Source organism: Arthrobacter sp. AG367, from assembly GCF_007828995.1.
GTDB lineage: Bacteria > Actinomycetota > Actinomycetes > Actinomycetales > Micrococcaceae > Arthrobacter.
This window is the reverse complement of the sequence record NZ_VIVE01000002.1, coordinates 403,605-428,271: the sequence shown is the minus strand read 5'-3', so window position 1 is coordinate 428,271 and position 24,667 is coordinate 403,605. Positions and strand designations below refer to the sequence as shown.

Below are 24,667 nucleotides of genomic sequence, written 5' to 3'. Positions count from 1 at the left end.
CGGCAGGACCGGACCTTTGGCCCGTTGACAAGGGGCAAGGCCCACGTATCGTCCGGTCAGCGGTTTACCGGCCGCAGCGAGGTGATCATTCTCTTGATGTCCGCGTACTCGGCCGTGTCCCGGTATTTCCGCGCCAGCTCAAGGTACGGCAGTGACTGGTCGCCGGGTGTCGCGTTGATTTCCGGGTCGTAGGAGGCGCCGAACATGGCAGCGTTGGGCGGCCACCGGAAAAACTGGAAGATGGGGCAGGCGTCGGGACCACTCGGCGGAGGGCCGGACGTAATGCCGTAGCCGGCCGCCGGGGTGCGGTACATGCCCGGCGCCGCGGCGTTTGCGCGGGTCTCGAACACGAACTGCGGCACCACTCCGCCCTGGACCAGTACCGGGATGTCCGCGCTGTCCAGGACTTCATACGGGTACCTCTCGGTACACGTGGAGCCGGTGGCCATGTTGGTCCGCAGCGTGGCCATCACCTTTCCGGCCTGGTTCCGCACCTCCGCAAAGGCCCCTCCGCCCTCCGCCAACTCCCCTGCCGGATCCTTGACGCTCCAGGCGGCAGGTAAGTCGAACGCCATGGCGCCATCCGCCGTCGTGAACGTGGTCCAGGCAGCCGCGGCAGAACCGGCCGCAGAAGTGCCGGGCGCGGCTGTTGGTGTGGAAGGGACGCTCGACGGCGTCGGCCCGGCAGCCGTACCGGTGGCCGTTGCTGACGTGGCGGCAGAGCCCGCCGTGGATGGCGAGGGCTGTGGACTTCCCGGCTGCGGTGAGCAGCCGGCCAGGAACAGCATTGCCAGGGCCGCTGCCGAAAACGCCGTGATGAGCCTGCGCACCACACCCTCCTTTGGGCCTGCCGATGACCCTTCAAGTGTGGCGCGCCGGGCCCGGGCGGGGGAGGGCCGGAGGACCTGCTTCTCCCCTTCCCCGCCGTGGACGCCTTACCGCTCTACCAGCGACACGTCCCGTACTGCGCCCTTGTCCGCGGACAGGGCCATGGCGGCGTAGGCGCGCAGTGCAGCGGAGACCTGGCGGTCCCGGTCCTTGGGCTTGTAGCCGCCGTTGACCTCCAGCTTCTCGCGGCGTTCGGCCAGGATCTCGTCCGAGACCTCAAGCTGCATGGAACGCTGCGAGATGTTGATGCTGATGATGTCACCGTCCTCCACCAGGGCGATGGCGCCGCCGGAGGCAGCCTCCGGCGAGATGTGCCCGATCGACAGGCCGGACGTGCCGCCGGAGAAACGGCCATCAGTGATGAGGGCGCACTTCTTGCCCAGGCCGCGGCCCTTGAGGAACGACGTCGGGTAGAGCATTTCCTGCATGCCGGGGCCGCCGCGGGGGCCTTCGTAACGGATGACCACCACGTCGCCTTCCTTGACGGTCTTGTTCAGGATTTTTTCCACGGCTTCATCCTGGGATTCGCACACCACGGCCGGGCCCGAGAAGGTCCAGATGGACTCGTCCACGCCGGCGGTCTTCACCACGGCGCCGTCGATGGCCACATTGCCGCGGAGCACGGCCAGTCCGCCGTCCTTGGAGTACGCGTGCTCCACCGAGCGGATGCAGCCTTCCGCGGCGTCGGTGTCCAGGGAGGTCCACTCGTTCGACTGGGAGAACGCGGTGGAGGAGCGGACACCGCCGGGAGCGGCGTGCCACAGGGCCTTTGCTTCCTCGGTGGCTTTGCCGCCCCGGATGTCCCAGTCATCCAGCCAGCCGTCCAGGTCATCGGAATGCACGGAGTGGACGTCCTTGTGCAGGAGGCCGCCTCGGTTCAGCTCGCCCAGCAGGGCGGGGATGCCGCCGGCGCGGTGCACGTCCTCCATGTAGTAGGTCTTGTCCTTGGCCACGTTCGGAGCCACCTTGGCCAGGCAGGGCACCTGGCGGGACTTGGCATCCATCTCGGCCAGGCCGTAGTCCACGCCGGCTTCCTGGGCGGCGGCCAGCAGGTGCAGGATGGTGTTGGTGGAGCCGCCCATGGAGATGTCCAGGGCCATGGCGTTATCGAAGGCCTTCGCGGTGGCGATGGAGCGCGGCAGCACGGAATCGTCGTCGCCGTCGTAGTAGCGCTTGACGAGTTCGACGACGGTGGCGCCGGCCTTCTCGTACAGGGCCTTGCGTGCGGTATGGGTGGCGAGCACGGACCCGTTGCCCGGCAGGGACAGGCCGATGGCCTCGGTGAGGCAGTTCATCGAGTTGGCGGTGAACATGCCGGAGCAGGAGCCGCAGGTGGGGCAGGCGTTCTCTTCGATGAGATTGATGTCGGCATCGGAGATGGACTCGTCCACGGCATCGGCAATCGCGTTCACCAGGTCCAGGGAGCGGACGGAGCCGTCGGTCAGGGTCACGCGCCCTGCTTCCATGGGGCCGCCGGAGACGAAGACCACGGGGATGTTCAGGCGCAGCGCGGCCATGAGCATGCCGGGGGTGATCTTGTCGCAGTTGGAGATGCATACCAGGGCGTCCGCGCAGTGTGCGTTGACCATGTACTCCACGGAGTCGGCGATCAGGTCGCGGGACGGCAGCGAGTAGAGCATGCCGCTGTGGCCCATGGCGATGCCGTCGTCCACGGCGATGGTGTTGAACTCGCGCGGCACGGCACCGGCGGCGAGGATCGCGTCGGAGACGATCCGGCCCACGGGGGCGAGGTGGGTGTGGCCGGGGACGAACTCGGTGAAGGAGTTGGCCACGGCGATGATCGGCTTTCCGATGTCCGAATTGGCGACGCCGGAAGCGCGCAGCAGTGCGCGGGCGCCGGCCATGTTGCGGCCATGGGTGACTGTTTTAGAGCGAAGTGCAGGCATGCCTACCATCCTGCGGGCTCATAGGGCGGGGTGGAAGACGCTCTTGCTACTAGTAGTAGGAGTACCAGAGTAATAGTATTTCCGGGTGAGTGATCCCGGACGGCGCAAGGAACTTGGCCTCTTCCTGCGCGCCCGCCGCGACCAGGCGCTGCGGGCCGACTATGGCCTGCCGCCGATCGGCCGCTCGCGCGACCGGGGATTGCGCCGCGAGGAGGTGGCTTTCCTCTCCGGTGTCAGCGTCACCTGGTACACCTGGCTGGAGCAGGGCAGGGACATCAGCCCCTCCCGCCAGGTCCTGGAGGCCGTCAGCCGCGCGCTGCATCTTTCCACCACCGGCCTTGGCTATGTCCTGTCCCTGGGCGGGTATGCGTCCGCGGCGCCCTCCGGCCCCGCCGCCGATACTGCTCCGCCCCACATCCAGCGGCTGCTGGATGCACTTGATCCCAATCCGTCCTTTGCCCTGTTCCCGGACTGGGGCGTAGCCGGCTGGAACAAGGCCTATGCGGCGCTGTACCCCAACATCGCCACAGTGCCCCCGGCGGACCGGAACCTGCTGTGGCTGGTGTTCACCGACCCCTACGTCCGGGACCTGCTCCCGGACTGGGACACCACCAGCAAGCGTTTCCTTGCCGAATTCCGCGCCGAAACCGGACAGCGGCTGGGTGATCCGGACATCCAGTACCAGGTGGAACGGCTCAAGGAGGCAAGCCCCGAGTTCCGCCAGGGCTGGGACCTGTACGACATCCTGGGCTTCGAATCCCGCGAGCGGCTCTTCCACCACCCCGCCGTCGGAGTCCTCCAGCTGGAACACCACCAGGTGTCGCCTTCGGACCGGCCGGACCTGCACATCGTTGTCTACACGCCCGCCCCGGGCAGCGGCGCCGCAGCCCAGATGCAGTCCCTGATGACCACGGCTGACCAGTCGTAAACAACCGAAAGCGGCCGGCGGCGGGAACTCCCGCCGTCGGCCGCTTTCCTCGCCCGGGACGCTTGCCCCGGGCGCTACCCCAGGACGCTAGGCCAGCACCCCCTGCCGCACCAAGGCGGCCTGGAACTGTGCACCCGCGCCCGGGAATACCGGCACGTCGATCCGAGCGTGGGTGTGGACCTCCGTCACGGTTTCCTTGGTGTGCCGGGCAATCTGTTCCATGGTGGTTACCCACATGCCGTCCATCGCCTTAACCCGCTCGATCAGCTGCTCCAGCGCCACCGCCTTGGACGGCCGGCCGGAGATGAACGGGTGGTTGGTCAGCACGAAACAGCTGCCCTGGGAGTGGTGGGCCTCGGCTTCAAGGGTCCACATCTCCAGGACCTTGGCCGGGCTCTCGATCACCCCGCTGCCCGTCACGCCGGGATAGAACGCGTACTGCTCCCAGTCGTCAAGGGTCCAGTCCACCGGAATCTCCACAATGTCCCGGGGATCATCGGCGGCGACGGCGAAGCGGTAGGGGGCGTCGCCGTCGAGCAGGCTGGAATCGTAGAGGAAGCCGCGGTCGGCCAGCAGGCCCGGCGAGTGCCAGTTCAGCTCCCACCACGGTGCCCGGTAGCCCACCGGCCGGACTCCGGCCACCGTGGCCAGGGCCTCAAGGCCCCGGTCGATGTAGCTTGCCTCGGTGGCGGCGTCGATGCCCTGCATGGGTTCGTGCAGGTAGCCGTGGTGCGCCACTTCATGACCGCCGTCCACGATCTGCCGCACCACGTCCGGGTAAGACTCGGCGGTGAAGCCCGGGATGAAGAAGGTGGCCTGGATGTCCTGGCGCGCCAGGATGGCCAGGAGCCGCGGCACCGCGATTTTGGGACCGTAGGACTGGTGGCTCATCAGGGACATGCGCCGGGTGCTTGTGGGGTTGTGGGCGATGGTGCAGGACTCTGCGTCCACGTCGAAGGTGAAGGATGCGGCGGCCTTGGCGCCGTCGGGCCAGGTGATGGGGTGCAGCGGGTCTGCGATGGCGGGCTGGTTCACGGGAAATCCTTTCGGCGGGCGCAGTGCGCCCGCCAGGTGCTGGGGAAGAAGGGCAGGGCCGTTTAGAGGGCGGGAAGGGCGGGCGCGCTGTCCGCTGCCTTGCCGTCTGCTCCAGGGGCGCTGTCCGCCGCCTCCTTGATGCGGGGCTGCAGGGCAAGGTAGCGGATGTGCTGCCGCGGCCCGAGGATGGCGTACACCCCGGCGCTGGTCAGTCCACCGGCCAGCCAGGACAGGTCCCAGCCGCCCAGCGCCACCGCGATGGGGCCCTGCATGATGGGGATCAGGCCGTACATGAAGAGCCACGTTGCGAAAATCCCGGCCACCAGGGAGATGACACCGGCCCAGTTGACGCCGGGCAGCCGCTTGGTGCCCACGGCGTCGAACAGGCGCTCCGGCTCGCCCGGCCAGCGCTTGTCCAGCCAGAAGTAGTGCACCAGCATGATGCCGCCCCAGGCGGCCACCCAGGCCACCAGGCCAATCAGCCAGGCGTCGAGTACCGCGGCGAAGTCCTCCTGGAAGATGAAGAAGACGACGGCGGCCAGCGAGAAGACGCCGACGAACAGGTTGAGCTTGCGGCGGCTGATGGAGATATCCAGTGCCTGGGTTGCGACGGAGAACGTATAGATGTTGAGGATGTTGGTGGCGATGGGGCCGTGGAGCACCATGAGCAGCACCGGCAGCGCCATGGCGCCGAAGTTGAGGACGATCAGCTTGCCGGGGTCGATCTCCCCGGAGTTGGTGGCCAGGCTGGCGCCCAGGACACCCAGCCAGACCACCGGGATGAACTGGCCAAGGACCGAGGCGAGGTAGACCTTCTTCTTGGGGACGCTGGTGCTGACGAACCGGGAGTAGTCCGCGGCGTAGGTGAACCAGGTGATGCCCCAGCCGATGCCGATGGCGGTCATGACGGCGCTCATGGCGGCGATCCGCTCCGAGCCTTCCAGGATGGCGCCGGCCGGTCCGGCGTAGCCCCAGTCGATGTCCATGCCGAACCAGGCGACGGCCGACATGACGGCCAGGATGAGGATGGTGGGCGGTACGGTCCATTTTTCGAAGGCCGCGATGGCCTTGTAGCCGAACCAGGCGATGGCTACCTGCAGGGCCATGATGAAGGTGGCGACGCCGATCTTCCAGGCGTAGTTGGGGGCTTCCGGGTCAACCCACCCAAGGGTTCCGAAGAGCGCCATGACCAGGTCCAGGATGATCCAGGTGTTCACCGCGCACCAGCCGATGACCAGGAGGGCCTGGATGGCGGCCGGGAGGTAATTGCCGCGCCGTCCGAATGCGGCGCGGGCCAGGACCATGCCAGTGGCGCCGGTCTTCTGGCCCAGGAGGACGAAGCAGCCAAAGAGCAGCATGCCGATCAGGTTGCCCAGGACCAGGACGGTGACGGTGTCCGCCAACCCGAGTCCCAGCTGGATCCCGAGTGCCCCCAGCACCCAGTTGATGGGTGCCAGGTTGGCGCCCGCCCAGATCCAGAACTGGCCGGAAACCTTGCGTGTGCGTGCTGATTCGGGGATGGGTTGGAGCCAGGCTTCGTGGTCCACGGCGTTGTGGTCCTGCGTGGCCTGGCCGGGCTGGCCGTGCGTGGCTGGTGAAAGCTTTTCTTGCATGGGGGCCTCCGTGAGGTGGATAAGTACCAAAAGGCTATGTGGCCCCCATCACAAGGAACAAGATACGATGTGTCGAACAGATTCCCCTACTACGTTACGGACTGTCGTGTCAGTGTTTCTTGGCGAAATACTCGCCCACCCCGCCCTCGCCGCCGCCGATCCCGTGGTCCACCCCCTGGGTGTGGCGGCCGACGCGCAACCGGTCCGCTGGGTCCACTCCAGCGAAGTGCTTGACATTGCACCCCTGCTCCGGGGCGGCGAACTGCTGCTGTGCGGCGGGATCACCCTGGCCACGGCCACGCCTGCCAAGCGCGAGGACTACGTGCGCGAACTGGCCCAGCGCGGGATTGCGGCGCTCGCCATCGAGACCGGTGGCGCCCTGCCGGAGATCCCGGCCAACATGCTCGAAAAGGCCGAGGAATATGGCCTTCCGGTGGTGGAGCTGCGCAAGGTGGTGCCGTTCGTGGGCGTCATGCAGGCCATCAATTCCCTGCTTGTGAGCGAGTCCGTGGGACACCTGCAGCAGGCTGACGCTGCCACCCGGGCCATGGCGGCGGAGCTGGCCCACGGCGCTTCACTCGACAAGATCCTGGGCGTACTGGCCGGCATCACCAGCTCCGCGGTGAAGCTCACCTCCCCCTGGGGAGTCACCATGGGCAGCGCCATGCCCGAGGGCTGGAACGGTGACATTGGCGCGGAAGCCGGGGCGGCGGCAGCTGGCGATACCGCGGACGACGGCGGCTCCGGGCCGGGCGGGCACGGCGGCTTTCACGGCAGGGCCGGCGGAACGGTGATCACCGTGGACATTCCCGTGCGGGGTGTCCTCATGGGCCGCCTGGAGGTGCGGGTTCCGGATGCCGCGGACGTGGCCCTGGCGCAGGTGGCGGGGGAACGCGCCGTGGACATCCTGGGCCTGGCGCTGCTGCAGCACACGCCTCCCGGACTGCATGCCCTGGCTGGCGCCGAACTGATGCGGGCAGTCCTGAACGCAGCTCCGGAGTGGCGCCTTGAGCAGCTGGCTCCGGGTGCCGGCTTCCCCACGGACTCCCCCTCCGTGGTGGCGGCAATCCACGCCGCGTCACCGCAGGAGCTGCGTGGCGCCGTCGAAAGCTTCCTCAGCTCACGGCGCATTCCGTGCGCCGCCTATCTGGATGATGCCGAACTGGTGGTGATGATCGGCCTGCCCTGCGCTGACACTGTCGGTGAACGGCGGCAGCTTGTGGAATCGCTGAAGGGGCTGGAAGGGGACCATGATGCGGTGATCGCCGTCGGTCCCCTGGCCGGCGGCGTGGCGGAAGCCGCCTGGTCCCTGGCCGAAGCCCGCCGCACCCTGGAGGTGCGCCAGATCCGGCGCAGGAACGCGTCGGCGCGCAGGCGCTATCCGGCCCGCGGCCTGGTGGTGGTGGATGCGGAGGACGCTGCCGTGGAGAGCCTGTCCCTGACCTGCCTTGATGCCTCATCACGGGAGGCGTTCGTCAACCGGCAGCTGCGGGCGGTCCTTGAGCATGATGCGCAGCGGCAGTCCCAGCTGCTGGAGACCCTGCAGGTGTGGCTGGACTCAGGCTGCAACACAGCGCAGTCTGCACGGGAACTGCACCTGGAGCGCCAGTCGATGCACCACAGGTTGCAGCGCATTTTCGAGCTGTGCGGCGGTGATCCGCGCGGCACGGGCCGGCTGGCGGCACTGCACCTGGCGGCCCGGATGGCCGGACTGCCCTGACCTGGCAGTACATAGGGGAAGCCCCACCAGCAATGCTGAAGGGGCTTCGACTGTTTTGATTCCGTTATGACGAACATCATCTCCCGAACTTGCGGGAATCCTGGTGCTTCCTGCCTCGTCACCGGCAGACCACCTGGATCAGATCCACGGTGTGTTCCAGGGTTCCCTGTTGTCCGTTCCCGCCCTTCTTTCGAAGAACGTATTAACAGTGTTACGCCTGGTTTTGCGGGGACGCAAGAGCCAAATTTCCAGCGGAGAAAAGTGTTTAAACGCAGAACCTGCAGGTACCTTCGCGATCTCGCTAAGAGACGGCTCGGACATTCTCATGTCCTGAACAACCCGGCGTCATCTGATGGTTACCTGCAGGCACTTCCACTCTACGACCGGCCCCGGCACTCCACCAGAGGTAGAGCGCATTCCGCTTGAACTTTTGGTGTGCGTCCCCTCCACGCGCCCAGCTGCAGCGGCTGACAGGGCCCAGCTGAGCAGGCTCCAGGGGCATTACGCCTTGGATTGGACCACCAGGACAGCACAGGGGGCGTGGTTGACCACCTGGGTGGATACGGAGCCCATGTGCAGCCCTGGAAATCCCCCATGGCCCCGGGAGCCGACGACAATGAGATCCGCGTCCTTGGCGGCGTCAAGAATCGCCGAAGCAGGTGAATGGGTGTCTACGAGTTGCCCCGAAGCGGTCACGCCGCCATCTGCGGCGGCCTTCAGCGCCTCACCCTGGAGCGTCCGGGCGATGTGCTCCGGAGACTCTTCGGCGGCAATTTCACCTGCGGCCGTTTCCAGGACAGCCGGATACCACGCCATTGGCGGCTTGTTCCAGGCGGTGACGAAGCGGAGTTGGCCATTGCGTTGGCGGGCCTCATCCATCGCCCAGTCCAGTGCTGCCTGGGAGGGTTCGGAACCGTCAAAGCCGACAACAATCAGGAATGGACCAGTGCTGGTCATTCGTCTTTCCTTTCACTGCCCCGAGCCGTACTGGGTCAGAGGGATCAGGGTGCTTTCGCCGGGCCGGTTCCGCGGCCAAGCACAATCCCCACTGCGAGCATGACGACTCCCAGCACCACGTGGAGCCAGTTATCTGAGGTGTTCACCGGGATGAAGTTGGCCGAGGATGCCTGGTCAATCAGGAGTCCGTAGAGCCAAATAACCAGGTAGAGGGCGCCGCCGCCGATGAGATAGTACTTCGACTGGGACGCGGTCCTGCCCATGAGCAGGCCGGCTGCTCCAAAGAGGAGGTGAACAATGTTGTGCAGGATGGATACCTGGAAGACACCCAGGAGCATCGCGCCGGAGTCGGGGCCGGCGAAACTCAGTTCCGAATAGTTCGTGGTGACTCCAGGGATGAAACCGAGAACGCCCACCAGGGCGAAAACGGCTCCCGCCGCCAGGGCTGTGATTTCGATGGCCGTGCGGTGGTGACGTGCGCCTACGCCCGGATGTGCTGATGATGCAGACATGGCTTGCTTCCTTGTACGCAGGGAGGGAAATAGTTGTGTTGAAGTTCGGCTGCCGGGGTGGGGCAAGCCTCCCTATGGTTCCAGCTTCGAGCCGGGCGCGTCTTGCCTTCAGAGGCTTTAGTCCTCAGGTATCCATGAATTTCAGGGCTGTGCGTGAGGGCTCCGGGCGGGCGGGTCTTTTGCCCCTGCCAGCCCCGGCTGCACGGGTATTTACTGGATTGATCCGGCCCCTTCCGGGCGTCCTCCGCACCGAATCTGGAGAGTTTTTGTCATGTCTGATCTGCTCAAATGGTCCCCCTTCGCAGCCTCCCGGTGGCCCTCCCCCTTCACGTCTGCCCTGCGCTCCCCGGCGGAGTTGCTGGACTCCATAGAGCGCATGTTTGAGTCACCGGCCGGCCCTGCCCCGATCAGGGTCGAAGAGTTCGTCGACGACAAGACCCTTGTGGTGCGTGCCGAGATGCCCGGCGTCGATCCTGACAAAGACATTGAAGTGACAATGGATGACGGGTTCCTGCGGATCCGCGCTGAACGCCAGGAAAAGGAAGAACACAAGGACAAAGGCAGCTATCGGTCAGAGTTCCGCTACGGGTCCTTCAACCGGAACATCCCGCTCCCTGACGGGGTCAAGGAAGAAGACATCAAAGCCACCTACACCAACGGGGTCCTGGAAGTCCGCACCCCGTTGCCCGAGCAGGCACAACCCACCGAACCGAAAAAACTTCCCATCACCCGCGGGTAACGGGCAGTGCCCCAGCCAAGGGACCAGCATCCCCCGACGTTGCAGTTCCTCGGTGCAACCGACACTGTGACGGGTTCCAGATACCTGATCCGTTCACGCGGCCACCGGGTCCTGATCGAGTGCGGTCTGTTCCAGGGCTATAAACACCTCCGCGACCGTAACCGGGTAGCGTTCCAGGTCAGCCCCGCGAACATCGACGCCGTTGTCCTCACACATGCCCACCTGGACCACACCGGGTATGTTCCTGCCCTGGTCCGCGACGGTTTCAACGGCCCTGTCTATGCGACCCCTGGTACGGCAGAACTGTGTTCACTGCTGCTTCCCGACAGCGGTTACCTCCAGGAAGAGGAAGCCCGGTATGCGGACCGCACAGCATCATCAACACATCATCCGCCAGTGCCCCTCTACACTGCAGAAGACGCCGTCCGATCGCTCAACAGTTTCAGGACCCAGGGCTTCGACTCCCCGTTTTCCCTGCCCGGGGGCATCGACGCGACATTCCTTCCCGCCGGCCACATCCTGGGCGCCGCACAGGTGCACCTCAAACTCGGCGGCAGGACGATCCATTTCACCGGGGATCTGGGCCGCACCCACGACCCACTGATGTACCCGCCCCGTGACCTTGAGCCCGTGGACGTACTGGTCACCGAATCCACCTACGGCAACAGGGCACATCCCGCGGGGAACCCTGAAACCGAACTGGGCGAGATCATCAGCCGGGTGGCCAAACGACGCGGCGTCATCATGATCGCTGCGTTCGCCGTCGGCCGGGCCGAAACAGTCCTGCTGCACCTCTCACGCCTTCTGGCCAGGAATGCCATCCCCTCCATCCCGATCTACCTCAACAGCCCGATGGCCATTGACGCCTCCGGTATGTACCAGCGCCACCGGGAGGAACACAGGCTCAAACAGCACGAATTCGAAAGCATGTACAAAGTGGCTACGCCCGTCCGAAGCGCTGACGAATCCAAGCTGCTCAACCTTCGCGGCGGACCCATGATCATCATCTCCGCCAGCGGCATGCTCACTGGCGGCAGGATCCTGCACCACCTCGCGGCCTACGGGCCGGACCGGCGCAACGCCATCATCCTCAGCGGATACCAGGCCGGAGGCACGCGCGGAGCATCGCTCGCCGCGGGTGAAAAACACCTCCGCATCTACGGACAGGACGTTGAAATCGGAGCAGAAGTCATCCAAATGGAAGGACTGTCAGCCCATGCGGATTCCGACGAGCTGATCCAATGGATGAAGACCGCTTCCCAGGCGCCGGCCATGACCTACGTCACGCATGGTGAATCGGACGCCGCAGACACCCTCCGGGCCCGCATCAAGCGCCAACTTGGCTGGAAAGCACGCGTCCCCGAGCACCTGGAAACCATCTCGCTCGAACACCCCAGCTAAAGAGACGCAGAACACCGCCACGCCGCTTCAGGTTGTGGGGCGCCCGCCCAGGCGGGTGGTGACTTTGGCGGCGGCGGCCACGCAGGCCTCCCCCAGGCTTTCGAACTGTTCCTTCGATACCCGGAAGCGGGGGGCTGGGATGAGGACGGCGGCCACTATGTCGCCGCGGTGGTCCCGGACGGGGGCGGCGACGCCAACCTCGTCCATGGACGATTCGCCGTAGTTTCCCGCCCATCCCCGCTCCGCCACATCCTGGAGCCTGGCTTCGTAGGCTGCCAGTCCGGCGTCGTCCAGTCCTGGAAAGGTGATGGTTCCGCTGCGCAGCAGCTCCCGTACCCGCTCGGCCGGGAGGGTGGAGAGGAATACCTGGACGGAGGCGCTCATGGCGTCCCGGTAGCGCGCCCCCAAAGGGGTGGTGTGCTTGATCTGGTGGTGGCTGGCGATTTGCTCCACGCAGATGGCCTCGTCCCCGTTCCAGAGCATCAGCGCACTGGTTTCCCCGGTCTGCTCGGTCAATTGCCGCAGGACCGGATACGCCACGCGCCGTTCCTCCATCTCGGCCAGCAGCGGCCCGGCGACGGCGATGAGTCCCAGTCCCAGCCGGAACCGCTTGGTTTCGGGGTCCCGTTCCACCAGGTTTTCCTGCTCGAAGGTGGCCAGGATCCGGGAGACGCTGCTCTTGTGCATGCCTACGCGGTTGGCGATTTCGGTGACGCCCAGCAGTGGTTCGTCAGCTGTGAAGGTGCGCAGGACGGCGATGGCATTGACGACGACGGAGGCGCCTTTCGCGTCCGTCCCGCCGTTGGTGCCGGTCCCGTTGCCGTTGCTGTCGGAGGTTTTTGCAGGAGTCATGGTGGACACCATCTTTCCTCATGGACGGCAGAGGCGGCGCCACGTGTCCGTGGCGCCGCCTCCCAGTGTGATGGTTATGCCTGGATGATGTTGTGTTCCGGGCCGAAGGGGAACTTGGTGATGTTCTCCACCGTGTTGTCCTCGCCGATGACCAGGATGTCGTGCTCGCGGTAGCCGCCGGCGCCCGGCAGGCCGTCCGCTACCGTGATCATGGGTTCCATGGAGACCACCATGCCGGGTTCCAGGACGGTGTCGATGTCCTCGCGCAGTTCCAGGCCGGCTTCGCGGCCGTAGTAGTGGCTGAGGACGCCGAAGGAGTGTCCGTAGCCGAAGGTACGGTTGGCCAGCAGGCCGTGGCTGATGTAGATCTCGTTGAGCTCGGCGGCGATGTCCTTGCAGACGGCGCCGGGCTTGATGAGTTCCAGGCCGCGGCGGTGTACCTCCACGTTGATGTTCCACAGTTCCAGGGAGCGTTCGTCCGGCTGGCCCAGGAAGAGGGTGCGCTCCAGGGCGGTGTAGTAGCCGGAGGTCATCGGGAAGCAGTTGAGCGAGAGGATGTCGCCCTGCTGCAGTTTCCGGGTGGTGGCCCAGTTGTGGGCGCCGTCGGTGTTGATGCCGGACTGGAACCACACCCAGGTGTCGCGGACCTCACGGTGCGGGAACGTGCGGGCGATTTCGTGCACCATGGCCTCGGTGCCGATCAGGGCCACCTCGTACTCGGTGATGCCCTCGCGGATGGCGTTGCGGATGGCTTCGCCGCCCAGGTCGCCGATGCGGGCGCCGTGCTTGATGACCTCGATCTCCTCGGCGGACTTGATCATGCGCTGGCGCATGGTGTCCTGCGAAACGTCCAGGAGTTCCGCTCCGGGGAAGGCGGCGGCGATCTTCTCGCGGGTCAGGCCGGGGAGGAAGTCGTCCTCGACGCCCAGGCGGGAGGCCTTGACGCCGCGCTGGCGCAGTGCCTCCTGCAGGCCGAAGTAGAAGTTGTCGCGGCGCCAGTCGGTGTAGACGATGTTCTCGCCGTAGGAGGTGCGCCAGGGCATGCCGGCGTCGATGTTGGCCGTGACGGTGACGGAGTCGTCAGCGGTGACCACCAGGGCGTAGTTGCGGCCGAACGTGGTGTACAGGAAGTCGGAGTAGTACTTGATGCCGTGGTAGCTGGTGAGGATGACAGCGTCCAGGTCCTTGGCGGCCATGATCCGGCGGAGCCCGCCCAGGCGGCGCTCGAACTCTGCGTCGGAGAACGTGAGCTTGCCCTTGGTGCCGTTGTGCAGGACCTTGAGGCGCTCCAGCTCGGCGATGGATGAGGCGTTGTCGGCAGTGATGGTCACGGGTGTGCCTTTCTAATGGATGCAGCTGCTGCCAGGGCATGCCGCGGCAGGTGATTGCGCTGCAGTTGGTGTTGTTTGTGCGAGGGGTTGGTTGAGGGGCCTCTGGTCGCTCAGAGGTGTTTAAGGGGCTTCCGCGACGTTTCGGCGGCGAACAGCACGGCCACCAGGGATACGACAGAGGCCGCCACCAGGTACCAGCCGGGGGCCAGCTTGCTCTGCGTCAGGCCGATCAGCAGTGTGGCCATGAAGGGTGCGGTGCCGCCGAACAATGCATTGGACAGGTTGAAGCTGACTGCGAATCCGCTGTACCGGACCTTGGTGGGGAACAGTTCGGCAAGGAAGCTGGGCAGGGTGCCGTCGTTCAGGGTGAGCATGCCGCCCAGCAGGATCTGGACCAGCACGATGACCAGGAAGTTGCCGGTGTCCAGGAGCATGAAGGCGGGGACGGTCAGGAGGATGAACAGCACGGAGGCGGTGATCAGCATTTTCTTGCGGCCGAACCGGTCCGACGCGATGCCGGTCAGGAAGATGAATCCGATGTAGCTGGCCAGGGCGATGGTAGTGGCCAGGAAGGATTCGGTGGGCCCGAAGCCCAGTTCCTCGGAAAGGTACGTGGGCATGTAGCTGAGGATGACGTAGAAGCCGACGGCGTTGAGCAGCACTGCCCCGCAGGCAATGATCAGCTGCTTGCGGTAGGTCCGGAACATGTCCAGCGCAGGAGCCTTAGGCGCTGATTCGGCTTGGTCGGCCAGGGCGCGGAAAGCGGGTGTGTCCTCCAGCTTGGTGCGGATGTAGCGGCCGATCAGGCCCATGGGGGCCGCCAGGAGGAACGGCAGCCGCCAGCCCCACTCGTGCAGCTGTTCAGTACTGAGCACAGAGCTGAGGAGCGCAGCGATCAGGGAACCCAGGAGCAGGCCCGCTGCGGTGCTGGCCGGGACCACCGCGGCGTAGAGTCCGCGGCGGTTGGCCGGGGCGTATTCCACCAGGAAGGCTGAGGCGCCTGCGTATTCGCCGGCTGCCGAGAAGCCCTGCACCACGCGGACCAGGAGCAGCAGGACCGGAGCCAGCATGCCGATGGTTGAGTATCCCGGAATGAGGGCGATGCAGAAGGTGGAGACGGACATGATGACGATGGAGAGCGACAGGGCTTTGCGCCTGCCCAGCTTGTCGCCGATGTGGCCCCAGAAGAAGCCGCCCAGGGGCCGGACGAAGAAGGAAATGGCAAAGACGCCGAAGGTTGCCAGCAGCGCGGTCTGCCGGTCGGCTTCGGGAAAGAATACCGAGGAAATTACGGCCGCGAGATAGCCGTACACGGCGTAGTCGAACCACTCGACGAAGTTGCCGATGAAGCTCGCCGTGACCACCCGGCGTCGAACGTCCTTGCTGGCCACCGGGTTGTCCGCGCCGTGGCCTGCCGCGGAAGGAGCATCAACGTCATTGGCAATGACTCCTGCGACGGGTGAGTTTGATTCGTTACTCATGGAACCACCAGTAAAAGTAGGAGTTGCAGCTGTTGCAACATGGTTGTTTCAAGATAGGCCGTGACGCGTGCCACAGTCAATAGCCGCCTACAAAGTTTCTTAGCCCATTCCACGGAGTGGCAACGCCGTCGCAGGACGAACGCAATCGGCCAGCAATGCCCAATTAAGTTGCGTGAGGCGCAACGTCGTTGAGTATTCGAGTGGCGGCGGAAAATCAGGTCCTAAGACACGGGCGAAAGCCGCCGACCTGCCGCATACTTGCGCCATGGATGACGCAGCGCGAAAACCGGACCGGATCCTGCTCGCGCTGGCGGGCGTTGTGGTGGTGCTGGTGGTGGTTGCGCTGGCCGTGGTATTTACCCGGGGTGAGCCGGCACCGCTGGATAAGGCGAGCCCCGCCGGAGTGGTCCAGCAGTACAGCAAAGCCGTGATCGACGGCGACATCCCCACCGCGCAGTCCTTCCTCACTGAGGGTGCCCGGAGCAAGTGCAGTGGGTCCTATCCGGGCGAACCGCGCCCTGCCCGGGTGGTGTTGATTTCGACGACGGAGCGCACCGATTCAGCCACCGTCAAAGTTTCGATCGTGCGGTCGTCACAGGGCGGACCGTTCGGCCCCTCAGAGTATGAGATGGAGGACGCCTTCTCGCTCCTCAAGGTGAACGGGACATGGATGATCGACCAGCCGCCGTACCCCCTGATGGCCTGCACCGTGACGCCGGTGAAGCAATGACGGCGCCGGCAGCACCATTGGCTCCCGCTCCCGCCAGCGGCCTGGCCACACTTCGCCGCCTGATCCTGTACGTTCTGCTGTTTGCCTTGGTGGTCATCACGGCGTCAGGCCTCAGCGGACTGCTGGAACGGCTGTTCCGAACGGCGTACGTCCTGGCGGCGGGCGACGTGGCCGGGCTGGCCCTGTCGCTGGCCTTCACCCTGATCGGCGGACCGCTGGCACTGCTTCTCTGGTGGTTCGTGTGGCGGAGGCTCGACGACGAATCGGAGCGGACTGCGCCCGGGTGGGGCCTCTACCTGACCGGTATGTACGCGGTCTCGCTCATCATCGGCACCACATCGCTGCTGGACCTCGCCTCATCTTTTGTTGATGCGAAGGAAAGCCAGTGGCAGTCCCCGTTGGCCAACGCCCTTGTGTGGGCAGCTATCTGGTGGTGGCACCGGTGGATGTGGAAGCACCCCCGCAAACCTTCATCGCACCTTGAGGACGTGCGCGCCGTCGTCGGCTTCGTCTTTGGCCTGTTGCTGGCCGCCGGCGCCTCGATTGCCGCGCTCAGTACGCTGCTGGATGTCGCCATCCGCGGTTTCACGGCCACCGCCACCTTTGAGCCGTGGTGGGTCGACGTCCTCCGGTCCCTCATTTGGGCCGCCGGCGGAGCAGTGGTGTGGTGGTGGCACTGGTTCCGGGAGGGTGGCCGGCGCTACCAAACGGGGCTGGTGGACGTCACCATCATCGTTGTCGGCATCTTCGTCGCCGGGATCTCCGCTTTGGGCGGGCTGGGTGTCATCCTGTTTGTCCTCCTGCGGCTGGCGTTTGACCGGAGCGACCCGCTGAACGACCTGCTCGAACCGCTCGCCCCGGCCATTGCGGCCGCCGTCATCGGCGCCCTGGTGTGGCGGTACCACCGCACCACGTCCGTCCACCGATCACCCCGGACCCGCCGCGCCAGTCTCCTGGTGACGTCGGCCGTGGCGCTTGCCGCGGCCGCGTCCGGCATCGGGGTGGTGGTGAACGCGTTGCTGGCCGCTGCGGTATCGCCACTGGCCGGTGGTGCCACGCGCACCCTGCTCCTGGGCGGCATCAGTTCCCTCGCCGTCGGCGGCCCGGTCTGGTGGCAGGCGTGGAAGCCGAGGCACCAGCCGCGGACGGCAGCCGATATCCCTCCCGGCCGGCGCGTCTACCTGGTGGCGTTTTTCGGTGTCAGTGCGGTGGTGGCGCTCATTACGCTGCTGGTCATTGGCTACCGGCTCTTCGAATTCCTGCTGGGTGACGTTTCGGGCGGCAGCCTTTTGGACCGGATCCGGGCCCCGCTGGGCCTCCTGGTGGCGGCCGGGCTGGTGGCGGGTTACCACTTTGCGCTGTGGCGGCAGGACCGGGCCCTGCTTGCCGCCGCCGCACCCATCCATAAACGGGTGATTGAGCGGGTCACGCTCATCAGCGGCTACGCGCCGGGAACCGTGGACCCGGAGGCGTTGGCACGTGGCATCGCTGATGCCACCGGCGGCGCCAAGGTGACCACGTGGCTGAGGGCTGACGACGGCGGCGCCGGACTTCCGCCGTCGTCCGTCCTTCCTGCCGGGGTGGAGGACATCGTCCCGCAGGTGGCTGCCGCCCTGGAGGGCGTGGCAGCCCAGCATGTCCTGGTGCTGGCAGGGCCGGGAACCCGGCTGGAAGTCACGCCGCTGGTTGCCGCCGGGGGTTCTGCCGTCCCTGGTGGCACGGCGCCGGGCCGGGTCCTACGGCCCTAGCTGGCGTCCGGGTGGCGGCCTAGCGTGGGTGCTGGCAAAGGAGGCCGGCCATGGCAGCTCGTGGAGCCGCGAAGCGCAGCGTTGCTGCTCCACGAAGGAACGGCAGGGGGTGGTTCAGTTGCATGGCGGCCGTCCTGCTCGCCGTGGCCGGCTGTTCCTCCGGTAGCACCACCCAGGGCAGCAGCCCTTCCAACACCTCCGGGCCTGCCCCGCAAACCCCCCTGGCGCCCAGCAGCCCCGGCGCAACGGCATCCCTGTCAAAGCCTGTCTCGGATGCTGAACTTGTGGCCATCATCAACGGCGTGGGCCAGACCCGCAACCTGCCCTTCCCCGCCGCCCATGATTCGGCTTCGCTTCGAAGCGGCGCCGTCAGCGGGTCCTTTCCCTCCACGAAAATGGAAACGACACCCGGGGATTGCGTCGCCTTCGTCCCGCAGGATCCCTTCGCCCGCTGGGCTGACAAGGACATCGGTTTTGCGGAAGGCGGCATGCCGCCGGCCGGTGGTGAGTCCGGCCCCACCACCACCATCATGATCATCCTGCGGAGCGCGGACAAGGACACCATTGCAAAGGCTGATTTCGGTTACGCGGATGATCTCGTGTCCCGCTGCCGCCAGTTCGACCTGGCCTACACCGAGGCCGGCCGGACCTCCACATCCGCCTTCCAACTGCTTGCCGCTCCCCAAGTCGGGGAAAAGCAGCACGGCTTCATGCAGGTCACCAAGCCGACGAGCCATGGGGATATAGGCACCGTGGGGCTTCGGGTCCTGGATGGCACACTGTCCATTACCCTCAGTCTTGGGGTGGCCAGTCTCAACTCTGAGTCTGATGCGAAGCCCGCCCTTGAGGCCATGGCAGGACTTGCCAAGGAGCTCATTGACCAGGCAGGGAAGGGCGCTTCATCAGTGGCAGCGCCGCCGCCAAACTCCCTGACCCCGGACCGGCTGGTGGCCCTGTTCAAGGGCATCACCGGCCCGAACGGGGAACCGGTCAGCCTGCCGCAGGCCACGGTACTTGGGCCGCCTCCCGGCTTCACCCCTGGCGCCTCATCCCAGCTGCCTGATTCCCCTTGCACCATCAGCGACGAGACCTACACCGCCTCGCTGCTTGGGTCCGTCTACGGGCAGGGACAGATTACGGGGGCCAGCAAGAACGACTACACCGATTTCACCGTCATCAGCATGCCCTCGACCATGGGGCCACCCTATCCGTTTGACTCCAGGGCGGAGCGCCTCCGGGGCTGCACGAACGTTAACGAAAGCCTGTTCGGTGGGGGCAGCCGGGCGTGGACCTCGGTGTCCCCCTTGAACCTTGGGGTGGCTGCCGACTCGGGTTACGCCGTGGCCTATCAGCTCTCCGACGGGACGGGTGCATGGCATATCCGGGCCGGCGCGCGCAAGGGGACGCTGTCGATGGAGGCAAACAGCAACACGGCATCACAGTCCGAAACGCAGGCCAAAGCAGACGCGCTGGCCGCCTTCTTCAGCACTGTTTTCTCGCATGCCGGGATGTGAGCTGCGGTGCCGGATGCGGGAACAATCGCGCTGATACTCAAGATTTGCGCAGTTTATCCCGCTGGTGGATTAACCCTCTTCCTTTGGCATTCCGGGGTGCCTAGGGTGGGCACACACGCTTGCCAAGGGGGATAAATGAAAAGCATCGCCGATGGTCCTCAAGACGCTGCAAACCAGGACGTGCAGCAGGTCGCAGCGCCCAATGCACAGGACTCACAAGGCAATGTCGCCGAGTGGACATCCGATTGCCTTCTCACACTGCGGAGCCCCATACGCTTCACCCGGGCCGATTGGCCCTAAGCCGCAACCACCCTGTTGAGGGGCGGGCCACCTGGACCACCGGTATGACTCCTTCAAGCCATGCGCCCAACACGGCCAGCGCACTGGACCAGGTTGTTACCTGCCGTTTCAGGCCCGTCCTGCTCGGTGAAGCACCTGCTCCTTGGCGTCGACGCCAGGGGCTTAGCTTGATGCGTCCCGCTCGATGTCTTCGGCGAGGTCATCCACTTCCTCAGGGCGGGCCTCAATGCCTGCTTCCTCGAACCGCTCCTCAAGGACGTGGGTAACATCGTCCTGGACGTGGCCCAGTTGGATGTCGTGGCGGACATCCTCGACGATGCTTTCAGGCGTCTCAAGGTGCTCGGTTCCGGCCACGATCCCGTCGCTGCCGTCAAAGGGGTCGTTGGCGCCGCCCGCTCCTGAATCAGTCATACTCCATCGTTACCCTTCTCCTTCGGGCGGTAAACCCGCGGAAGGCACCGAAGGGAGCGGACGACGGCGGGCGCGTCCCGCCGTCGTCCGCTCCCCCAAGGCGTCAGGAGACTTCGGCGAGGATCCCGTCAATGCGGGCCAGCAGGCCCGGCCAGCCGTTGCCCATGCCTTCTATGGCATGGCGGCCCATAGGGGTATCGACTTGGAAGCCCGCGTGTTCGAAGTGGAGGACGGTACCGCCGTCGACCGGTTCGAGCCGCCAGGTGCTGGTGGTGTCCAGCTGGCCTTCGGAGAAGAGGAAGCTGATGGAGCTGCCCTCCTCCACGGCCAGGACCTCGCACTGCTGCCGGCCCCAGGCGTCCATGTCCATGGTGAAACGATGTCCCGCCACGGGCGCAATATCGCCGGGCGCCCACCAGCGCGTCAGCAGTTCCGGTGTGGTCAGTGCAGCCCACACCGCCGGGGCAGGGTGGGGGTAGTGGCGTTCCAGCCGGATGGCATTCTCGGTCATGACGGATTCTCCTCGTCCAGAAGGTCTGCCAGCGCGTCCAGCCGCTGGTTCCAGTAGTGCTCAAAGTTCTTTACCCAGCCGCCGACCTCGGCGAGGGCGGCAGGCTGGAGGTGGTACACCCGGTTCCGGCCCTGCCGCTCCTCGCGGACCAGCCCCACCTCGCGAAGCACGGCCAGGTGTTCGGACGCGGCGGGGCGGCTGAGGTCCAGCAGGCCGGTAAGCTCACCGGCCGTCCGCGGTCCCTGCCGAAGCTCGTCCAGGATGGTGCGCCGTGCCGGGTTGGCTACGGCGGCAAAGACATCGGGAAGCACACCCACAGTATATGTCGGAATTTTCCGACGTATCAAGGCGGGTTCCGCTGGGCGGCTCCGCTGGCTCGGGTCTGGCGACGCCTTAGCGTCCGGGCTTCGCCCGCCGTCCCAACCGGTAGCCGGCCCAGAATGCGAGCACCAGCAGCCCGGCGGCCATGATGGCCAGGCCTATCTGGGTCCCCTGGGTGACGAAGGCCGCGCCGTTGGCGCTGAAGGGCGTCTTGCTCAGCGGCGCATAGGCAAACCAGCCGGTGAAGTTGCGGTTCAGGTACGCGATCAGGCAGCCAAGCAGCACCGCCGCAGCACCGAGCACTGGCACGACGGCGGCTGGAAGCTTGCCGCGTTTGGACGGTTGGCCCTCGTCAGGCATGTTGTTTTCCCCCATGCAGGCGAGTCTAGCCGGAGTAGAACTATTGCCGAGAAACCGTTTTCTGGATATGGTCCTTGTCAGCGCTCACAAATGTCGGCGGCATAGTGGCCCCCGGTCCTGGGCGCAGTTCATTCCAATGACGGAAGAGAGAACATGCGAAAAAGCAGTACGCACCTATCCATGTCTGCAGCCATTGCCATTGCAGGAGCACTCCTCGTTGCCGGACCGGCAGGAGCTTCCCCAGTTCCAGTGGCGGATCCCACGGCCCAGACCGCCCAGACGCCGCTTGAGCGCCAGATTCTTCCCACTGGAAACGGCTGGGCATCCGAAGATACTGGAACCACCGGCGGCTCGGCAGCAGAGGCCGCCAATGTTTACGACGTCTCCACAAAGGCGGAACTGTTGGCTGCATTCGCCACCGGCGGCAACCAGCCCAAGATTGTCCGTGTCCACGGCAGCATCGACGCCAACACTGCCGCGGATGGTTCGCCACTCACCTGCGAAAGCTACGCGGACGGCACGAACTACAGCCTGGCGCAGTACCTCGAGGATTTTGATCCGGCAACCTACGGCCGGGACCGCAAGCCGGAGGGCCCGCAGGAGGACGCGAGGCGCCTGGCCGCCGCAAAGCAGGCGAAGACCATCCGGTGGGACATCCCAGGCAACACCACCATCGTCGGTGCCACTCCCGGCAGCAGCATCACCGGCGCAGCCCTCCGCATCAACGGAGCCAGCAATGTCATCGTCCGTAACCTCACCCTGCGGGACGCTGCCGACTGCTTTCCCGCGTGGGATCCCACAGATGGCACTGAGGGGAACTGGAACAGCGAATACGACCTGCTGCAAGTCATCAACAAGGCCACGCACGTCTGGATCGACCACTCTGCTTTCACGGACGCCCCCAATCTCGACAGCTCCCAGCCGCTCTACTTCGGCCGCCCCTACCAGGTGCATGATGGCGCCGTCGATGTCACCAACGGATCGGACCTGGTAACCATGTCCTACAACCGGTTCTCCGACCACGACAAGCTGCTGCTGATCGGCTCCACCGATTCGCCCACGCGCGGGGACCCCGGCAAACTGCGGGTCACCATCCACCACAACGTCTTTGAAAATGTGGGCCAGCGCGCGCCACGCGTCCGGTTCGGCCACGTGGACGTGTACAACAACCACTTTAAGGTGACCGAAGACAGCGCCATCCCCTACGAATACAGCCTGGGCGCCGGGTTCAGCTCACACCTCTACGCGGAGGCGAACGCCTTCACGCTTCCAGCCGGCGTTGATGCGGCAGAGATCATCGGCCGCTACAAGGGAACGGCCATTACCACCACCGCCAATGCAGTCAATGGCAAGATCACCGACATTCGCGCCGAGTACAACGCCGCCGCGGCGCCCGCAGACCAGCTGGCCGAGGACACGTCCTGGCTACCTGCCCTGCGCACCCAGGTCCACCCGGCCCAGGCCGTGCCGGCACTGCTCAAGGACTCCACGGGCCCGGTCTTCACGGCCGGAGGCGACCTCTGATGGCTGCCATCCTGCCCAGCCGCCGCAGCGTCCTGACAGCGCTGGCACTCACCGCCGGCGCCGCAGCCTTCCCTGGAACGGGCATGGCGGCGGCCTTCGCCCAAGCTGGCCCCGACCCCACGAAACCCCGCAACAGGCCGGTCATCTTCGTGGTCGGGGACTCGACGTCGTCGGCCTACCAGCAGTCCGAGCGCCCCCGCGCCGGTTGGGGCCAGGCCCTGCCACTCCTGTTGGGGTCGCAGGCAACCGTCTTTGATTACGCATGGTCCGGCGCCTCCTCGAAGAGCTTTGCCGACGCCGGGCTGCTGGACCAGGTGCTGACCTTGATGCAGGCGGGCGATTACCTGCTGGTCTCCTTCGGCCACAATGACGAAAAGGTGGCGGACCCAGCGCGCGGAACGCTCCCGGACACCACGTTCAAGGAGTACCTGGGCAGGTACATCGACGGGGCCAGGGCACGCGGGGGAAAACCTGTTCTGGTCACCCCGGTGGAACGCCGCCGCTTCGACTCGTTCGGCAATGCGAAGGACTCCCACGGAGCGTATCCGCAGGCTGTCCGGGAGCTTGCCGCCGCGTCCGGCACTCCTTTGGTGGACCTCACCGCGTCCTCGAAGCAGCTCTGGCAGCAGCTGGGGCCGGAAGGAACCAAGTCGCAGTTCTTTTTCCTGGCTCCCGGCGAGCACCCGCAGTACCCTCAGGGTTCGGAGGACAACACGCATTTTCAGGCCGCCGGCGCGGTGGCGGTGGCCCGCCTCGTGGCACGTGAACTGCAGTCCAAGGAGATCGTCCCGCCGGGCTATTTCCAGAACATCGATGCCGTCACGGAACCCCTGCTCGACATGTACTGGCCGGCCGAGCGGCCCATCGACGTCCCGATGACGCTCGACGTCGGACCCGGCAGGACGTTCGCTACCGTACAGGCCGCCGTGGATTCCGCGCCTGCGGGGAGCCTCCAGCGGGCCGTCATCAGGATCCAGCCCGGCACCTACCGCGAAGCCGTGCGGGTTCCGGCTGACAAGCCGCGGATCTCCTTCATCGGCCAGGGCGGACGTCCCGAGGATGTGGTGCTGGTCTTCAACAACGCGTCCGGCACCCCCAAGCCGGGTGGCAGCGGGAACTTTGGCACCTCCGGCAGCGCGTCCGTCCGGATCGACGGGCCGGACTTTGTGGCCCGGAACCTGACCATCAGCAACGATTTCGACGAGGCAGCCAACACGGGGATGAAGGACCGCCAGGCCGTGGCGCTGCACATCACGGCGGACCGGTCGGTGCTGTCCAACATCAGGCTGTTGGGCAACCAGGACACCCTGCTGGTCAACTCACCGGCTGCAGGCGTCCAGGCCCGTTTCTACTTTGACGGCTGCTATGTGGAAGGCGACGTGGACTTCATCTTCGGCCGCGGAACGGCCGTCTTCAGAGGCTGCGAAATCAAATCCCTGGATCGGGGTTCCACCACCAACAACGGTTACGTGACGGCGGGCAGCCAGGACCTGTCCATCCCGCACGGTTACCTCTTCGACCAGTGCCGGCTGGTGTCGGACGCGGCGAGGGACACCGTCCATCTCGGCAGGCCGTGGCATCCCAGCGGCGACCCGAAAGCCGTTGCCCAGGTCCTGGTGCGGGACTCCTGGCTTGGCGCCCACATCTCCGGCACGCCGTGGACGGACATGAGCGGCTTCTCCTGGCGCGAGGCGCGGTTCCATGAGTACAACAACCACGGCCCCGGCGCGCAGGTTACCCCCGACCGTCCGCAGTTGCCCGCGGCTGAGGCGGCCAAGTACACGGCCAGGACCTACCTGCAGGGAAGTGACGGGTGGGCGCCGCAGCTCGCTGGTTCAAGGGCGGATTGCAGCGTGGTGCCTGCCGTTTAGTCCCGGGACGGGA

22 protein-coding genes are annotated in these 24,667 nt (G+C 65.8%); 9 read left to right on the top strand and 13 right to left on the bottom strand.

What is annotated here, in order from left to right:
* Window positions 1-56: 56 nt before the first annotated feature.
* Together FB478_RS09015 and ilvD are read right to left on the bottom strand one after the other, a co-directional pair.
* A complete protein-coding gene (locus FB478_RS09015; protein ID WP_018770624.1) occupies window positions 57-830 on the bottom strand; it encodes a hypothetical protein in 774 nt (257 codons plus the stop codon).
* Window positions 831-935: 105 nt separating this feature from the next.
* Complete coding sequence (ilvD, locus tag FB478_RS09010) at window positions 936-2,795, bottom strand: dihydroxy-acid dehydratase (protein WP_144600235.1); 1,860 nt, start codon at window positions 2,793-2,795, stop codon at window positions 936-938.
* Window positions 2,796-2,880: 85 nt separating this feature from the next.
* Between ilvD and FB478_RS09005 the strand changes: the two genes are divergently transcribed.
* Window positions 2,881-3,723: a helix-turn-helix transcriptional regulator gene (locus tag FB478_RS09005; protein ID WP_018770626.1), complete on the top strand. Its 843-nt coding sequence runs from the start codon at window positions 2,881-2,883 to the stop codon at window positions 3,721-3,723.
* An 87-nt stretch (window positions 3,724-3,810) separates the two neighbouring features.
* Here FB478_RS09005 and FB478_RS09000 read toward each other — a convergent pair whose 3' ends face one another.
* Complete coding sequence (locus FB478_RS09000) at window positions 3,811-4,758, bottom strand: polysaccharide deacetylase (protein WP_144600234.1); 948 nt, start codon at window positions 4,756-4,758, stop codon at window positions 3,811-3,813.
* A gap of 62 nt (window positions 4,759-4,820) precedes the next feature.
* Entirely contained in the window at window positions 4,821-6,371 is a 1,551-nt protein-coding gene (locus tag FB478_RS08995; RefSeq protein WP_144600233.1) for a cytosine permease, read from the bottom strand.
* A gap of 106 nt (window positions 6,372-6,477) precedes the next feature.
* On the opposite strand from FB478_RS08995, the gene FB478_RS08990 reads away from it, so the two are divergent.
* Complete coding sequence (locus tag FB478_RS08990) at window positions 6,478-8,091, top strand: PucR family transcriptional regulator (RefSeq protein ID WP_144600232.1); 1,614 nt, start codon at window positions 6,478-6,480, stop codon at window positions 8,089-8,091.
* A gap of 501 nt (window positions 8,092-8,592) precedes the next feature.
* Here FB478_RS08990 and FB478_RS08985 read toward each other — a convergent pair.
* Complete coding sequence (locus tag FB478_RS08985; RefSeq protein ID WP_134165487.1) at window positions 8,593-9,048, bottom strand: universal stress protein; 456 nt, start codon at window positions 9,046-9,048, stop codon at window positions 8,593-8,595.
* Between the two features lie 44 nt (window positions 9,049-9,092).
* Window positions 9,093-9,560 (bottom strand): DUF4383 domain-containing protein, encoded by a 468-nt coding sequence (locus FB478_RS08980; protein ID WP_056391542.1) that lies wholly within the window; start codon window positions 9,558-9,560, stop codon window positions 9,093-9,095.
* Window positions 9,561-9,831: 271 nt separating this feature from the next.
* Here FB478_RS08980 and FB478_RS08975 point away from each other — a divergent pair, with 271 nt between their 5' ends.
* Both FB478_RS08975 and FB478_RS08970 read left to right on the top strand, forming a co-directional pair.
* Window positions 9,832-10,299, top strand: coding sequence for an Hsp20/alpha crystallin family protein (locus tag FB478_RS08975; protein ID WP_186447768.1), 468 nt, complete (start codon window positions 9,832-9,834; stop codon window positions 10,297-10,299).
* Between the two features lie 66 nt (window positions 10,300-10,365).
* On the top strand, window positions 10,366-11,700 hold the full coding sequence (locus FB478_RS08970) for an MBL fold metallo-hydrolase RNA specificity domain-containing protein (protein WP_261377371.1): 1,335 nt from the start codon (window positions 10,366-10,368) through the stop codon (window positions 11,698-11,700).
* Window positions 11,701-11,727: 27 nt separating this feature from the next.
* Here the strand turns inward: FB478_RS08970 and FB478_RS08965 are convergent, their stop codons facing one another.
* The 3 genes from FB478_RS08965 to FB478_RS08955 all read right to left on the bottom strand — a co-directional run bounded on the left by FB478_RS08965 (window position 11,728) and on the right by FB478_RS08955 (window position 15,364).
* Complete coding sequence (locus FB478_RS08965) at window positions 11,728-12,564, bottom strand: IclR family transcriptional regulator (protein WP_056391544.1); 837 nt, start codon at window positions 12,562-12,564, stop codon at window positions 11,728-11,730.
* 62 nt (window positions 12,565-12,626) lie between these two features.
* Window positions 12,627-13,883 carry an aminopeptidase P family protein gene (locus FB478_RS08960; RefSeq protein ID WP_144600231.1) on the bottom strand — a complete coding sequence of 419 codons (1,257 nt, stop codon included), beginning with the start codon at window positions 13,881-13,883 and terminating at the stop codon, window positions 12,627-12,629.
* 110 nt (window positions 13,884-13,993) lie between these two features.
* A complete protein-coding gene (locus tag FB478_RS08955) occupies window positions 13,994-15,364 on the bottom strand; it encodes an MFS transporter (RefSeq protein WP_018770636.1) in 1,371 nt (456 codons plus the stop codon).
* Window positions 15,365-15,629: 265 nt separating this feature from the next.
* On the opposite strand from FB478_RS08955, the gene FB478_RS08950 reads away from it, so the two are divergent.
* From FB478_RS08950 to FB478_RS08940, 3 genes are read left to right on the top strand one after another with little or no spacing between them, the layout of a single operon-like run.
* Complete coding sequence (locus FB478_RS08950) at window positions 15,630-16,094, top strand: hypothetical protein (RefSeq protein ID WP_144600230.1); 465 nt, start codon at window positions 15,630-15,632, stop codon at window positions 16,092-16,094.
* The gene (locus FB478_RS08945; RefSeq protein WP_144600318.1) at window positions 16,091-17,842 is read left to right on the top strand and encodes a DUF5671 domain-containing protein; all 1,752 of its coding nucleotides are present in this window, start codon (window positions 16,091-16,093) and stop codon (window positions 17,840-17,842) included. Before FB478_RS08950 ends, FB478_RS08945 begins: the two co-directional genes overlap by 4 nt.
* 50 nt (window positions 17,843-17,892) lie before the next feature.
* A complete protein-coding gene (locus tag FB478_RS08940; protein WP_235509802.1) occupies window positions 17,893-19,356 on the top strand; it encodes a hypothetical protein in 1,464 nt (487 codons plus the stop codon).
* Window positions 19,357-19,818: 462 nt separating this feature from the next.
* Here the strand turns inward: FB478_RS08940 and FB478_RS08935 are convergent, their stop codons facing one another.
* From FB478_RS08935 to FB478_RS08920, 4 genes are all read right to left on the bottom strand, one after another.
* A complete protein-coding gene (locus FB478_RS08935; protein WP_144600229.1) occupies window positions 19,819-20,067 on the bottom strand; it encodes a hypothetical protein in 249 nt (82 codons plus the stop codon).
* 103 nt (window positions 20,068-20,170) lie between these two features.
* The gene (locus FB478_RS08930; protein ID WP_144600228.1) at window positions 20,171-20,578 is read right to left on the bottom strand and encodes an SRPBCC domain-containing protein; all 408 of its coding nucleotides are present in this window, start codon (window positions 20,576-20,578) and stop codon (window positions 20,171-20,173) included.
* A complete protein-coding gene (locus tag FB478_RS08925) occupies window positions 20,575-20,889 on the bottom strand; it encodes a helix-turn-helix transcriptional regulator (RefSeq protein ID WP_018770641.1) in 315 nt (104 codons plus the stop codon). Before FB478_RS08925 ends, FB478_RS08930 begins: the two co-directional genes overlap by 4 nt.
* Window positions 20,890-20,971: 82 nt before the next feature.
* The gene (locus FB478_RS08920; RefSeq protein ID WP_144600227.1) at window positions 20,972-21,274 is read right to left on the bottom strand and encodes a hypothetical protein; all 303 of its coding nucleotides are present in this window, start codon (window positions 21,272-21,274) and stop codon (window positions 20,972-20,974) included.
* Window positions 21,275-21,439: 165 nt separating this feature from the next.
* Between FB478_RS08920 and FB478_RS08915 the strand changes: the two genes are divergently transcribed.
* Both FB478_RS08915 and FB478_RS08910 read left to right on the top strand, forming a co-directional pair.
* The gene (locus FB478_RS08915; RefSeq protein ID WP_261377370.1) at window positions 21,440-22,783 is read left to right on the top strand and encodes a polysaccharide lyase family 1 protein; all 1,344 of its coding nucleotides are present in this window, start codon (window positions 21,440-21,442) and stop codon (window positions 22,781-22,783) included.
* On the top strand, window positions 22,783-24,654 hold the full coding sequence (locus FB478_RS08910; protein ID WP_056391563.1) for a pectinesterase family protein: 1,872 nt from the start codon (window positions 22,783-22,785) through the stop codon (window positions 24,652-24,654). The genes FB478_RS08915 and FB478_RS08910 overlap by 1 nt, the downstream gene beginning before the upstream one ends.
* The last annotated feature ends 13 nt before the right edge of the window (window positions 24,655-24,667 follow it).

Excerpts from the sequence above, each read along its gene's own strand:
- FB478_RS08995 (WP_144600233.1), bottom strand. The coding sequence starts at position 6,371 with ATGCAAGAAAAGCTTTCACCAGCCACGCACGGCCAGCCCGGCCAGGCC.
- FB478_RS08920 (WP_144600227.1), bottom strand. The coding sequence starts at position 21,274 with ATGGGGGAAAACAACATGCCTGACGAGGGCCAACCGTCCAAACGCGGC.
- FB478_RS08950 (WP_144600230.1), top strand. The coding sequence starts at position 15,630 with ATGGATGACGCAGCGCGAAAACCGGACCGGATCCTGCTCGCGCTGGCG.
- FB478_RS08975 (WP_186447768.1), top strand. The coding sequence starts at position 9,832 with ATGTCTGATCTGCTCAAATGGTCCCCCTTCGCAGCCTCCCGGTGGCCC.
- FB478_RS08985 (WP_134165487.1), bottom strand. The coding sequence starts at position 9,048 with ATGACCAGCACTGGTCCATTCCTGATTGTTGTCGGCTTTGACGGTTCC.
- FB478_RS08930 (WP_144600228.1), bottom strand. The coding sequence starts at position 20,578 with ATGACCGAGAATGCCATCCGGCTGGAACGCCACTACCCCCACCCTGCC.
- FB478_RS08910 (WP_056391563.1), top strand. The coding sequence starts at position 22,783 with ATGGCTGCCATCCTGCCCAGCCGCCGCAGCGTCCTGACAGCGCTGGCA.
- FB478_RS08965 (WP_056391544.1), bottom strand. The coding sequence starts at position 12,564 with ATGGTGTCCACCATGACTCCTGCAAAAACCTCCGACAGCAACGGCAAC.
- FB478_RS08940 (WP_235509802.1), top strand. The coding sequence starts at position 17,893 with ATGGCAGCTCGTGGAGCCGCGAAGCGCAGCGTTGCTGCTCCACGAAGG.
- FB478_RS08980 (WP_056391542.1), bottom strand. The coding sequence starts at position 9,560 with ATGTCTGCATCATCAGCACATCCGGGCGTAGGCGCACGTCACCACCGC.
- FB478_RS08955 (WP_018770636.1), bottom strand. The coding sequence starts at position 15,364 with ATGAGTAACGAATCAAACTCACCCGTCGCAGGAGTCATTGCCAATGAC.
- FB478_RS08935 (WP_144600229.1), bottom strand. The coding sequence starts at position 20,067 with ATGACTGATTCAGGAGCGGGCGGCGCCAACGACCCCTTTGACGGCAGC.
- FB478_RS08915 (WP_261377370.1), top strand. The coding sequence starts at position 21,440 with ATGTCTGCAGCCATTGCCATTGCAGGAGCACTCCTCGTTGCCGGACCG.
- FB478_RS08945 (WP_144600318.1), top strand. The coding sequence starts at position 16,091 with ATGACGGCGCCGGCAGCACCATTGGCTCCCGCTCCCGCCAGCGGCCTG.
- ilvD (WP_144600235.1), bottom strand. The coding sequence starts at position 2,795 with ATGCCTGCACTTCGCTCTAAAACAGTCACCCATGGCCGCAACATGGCC.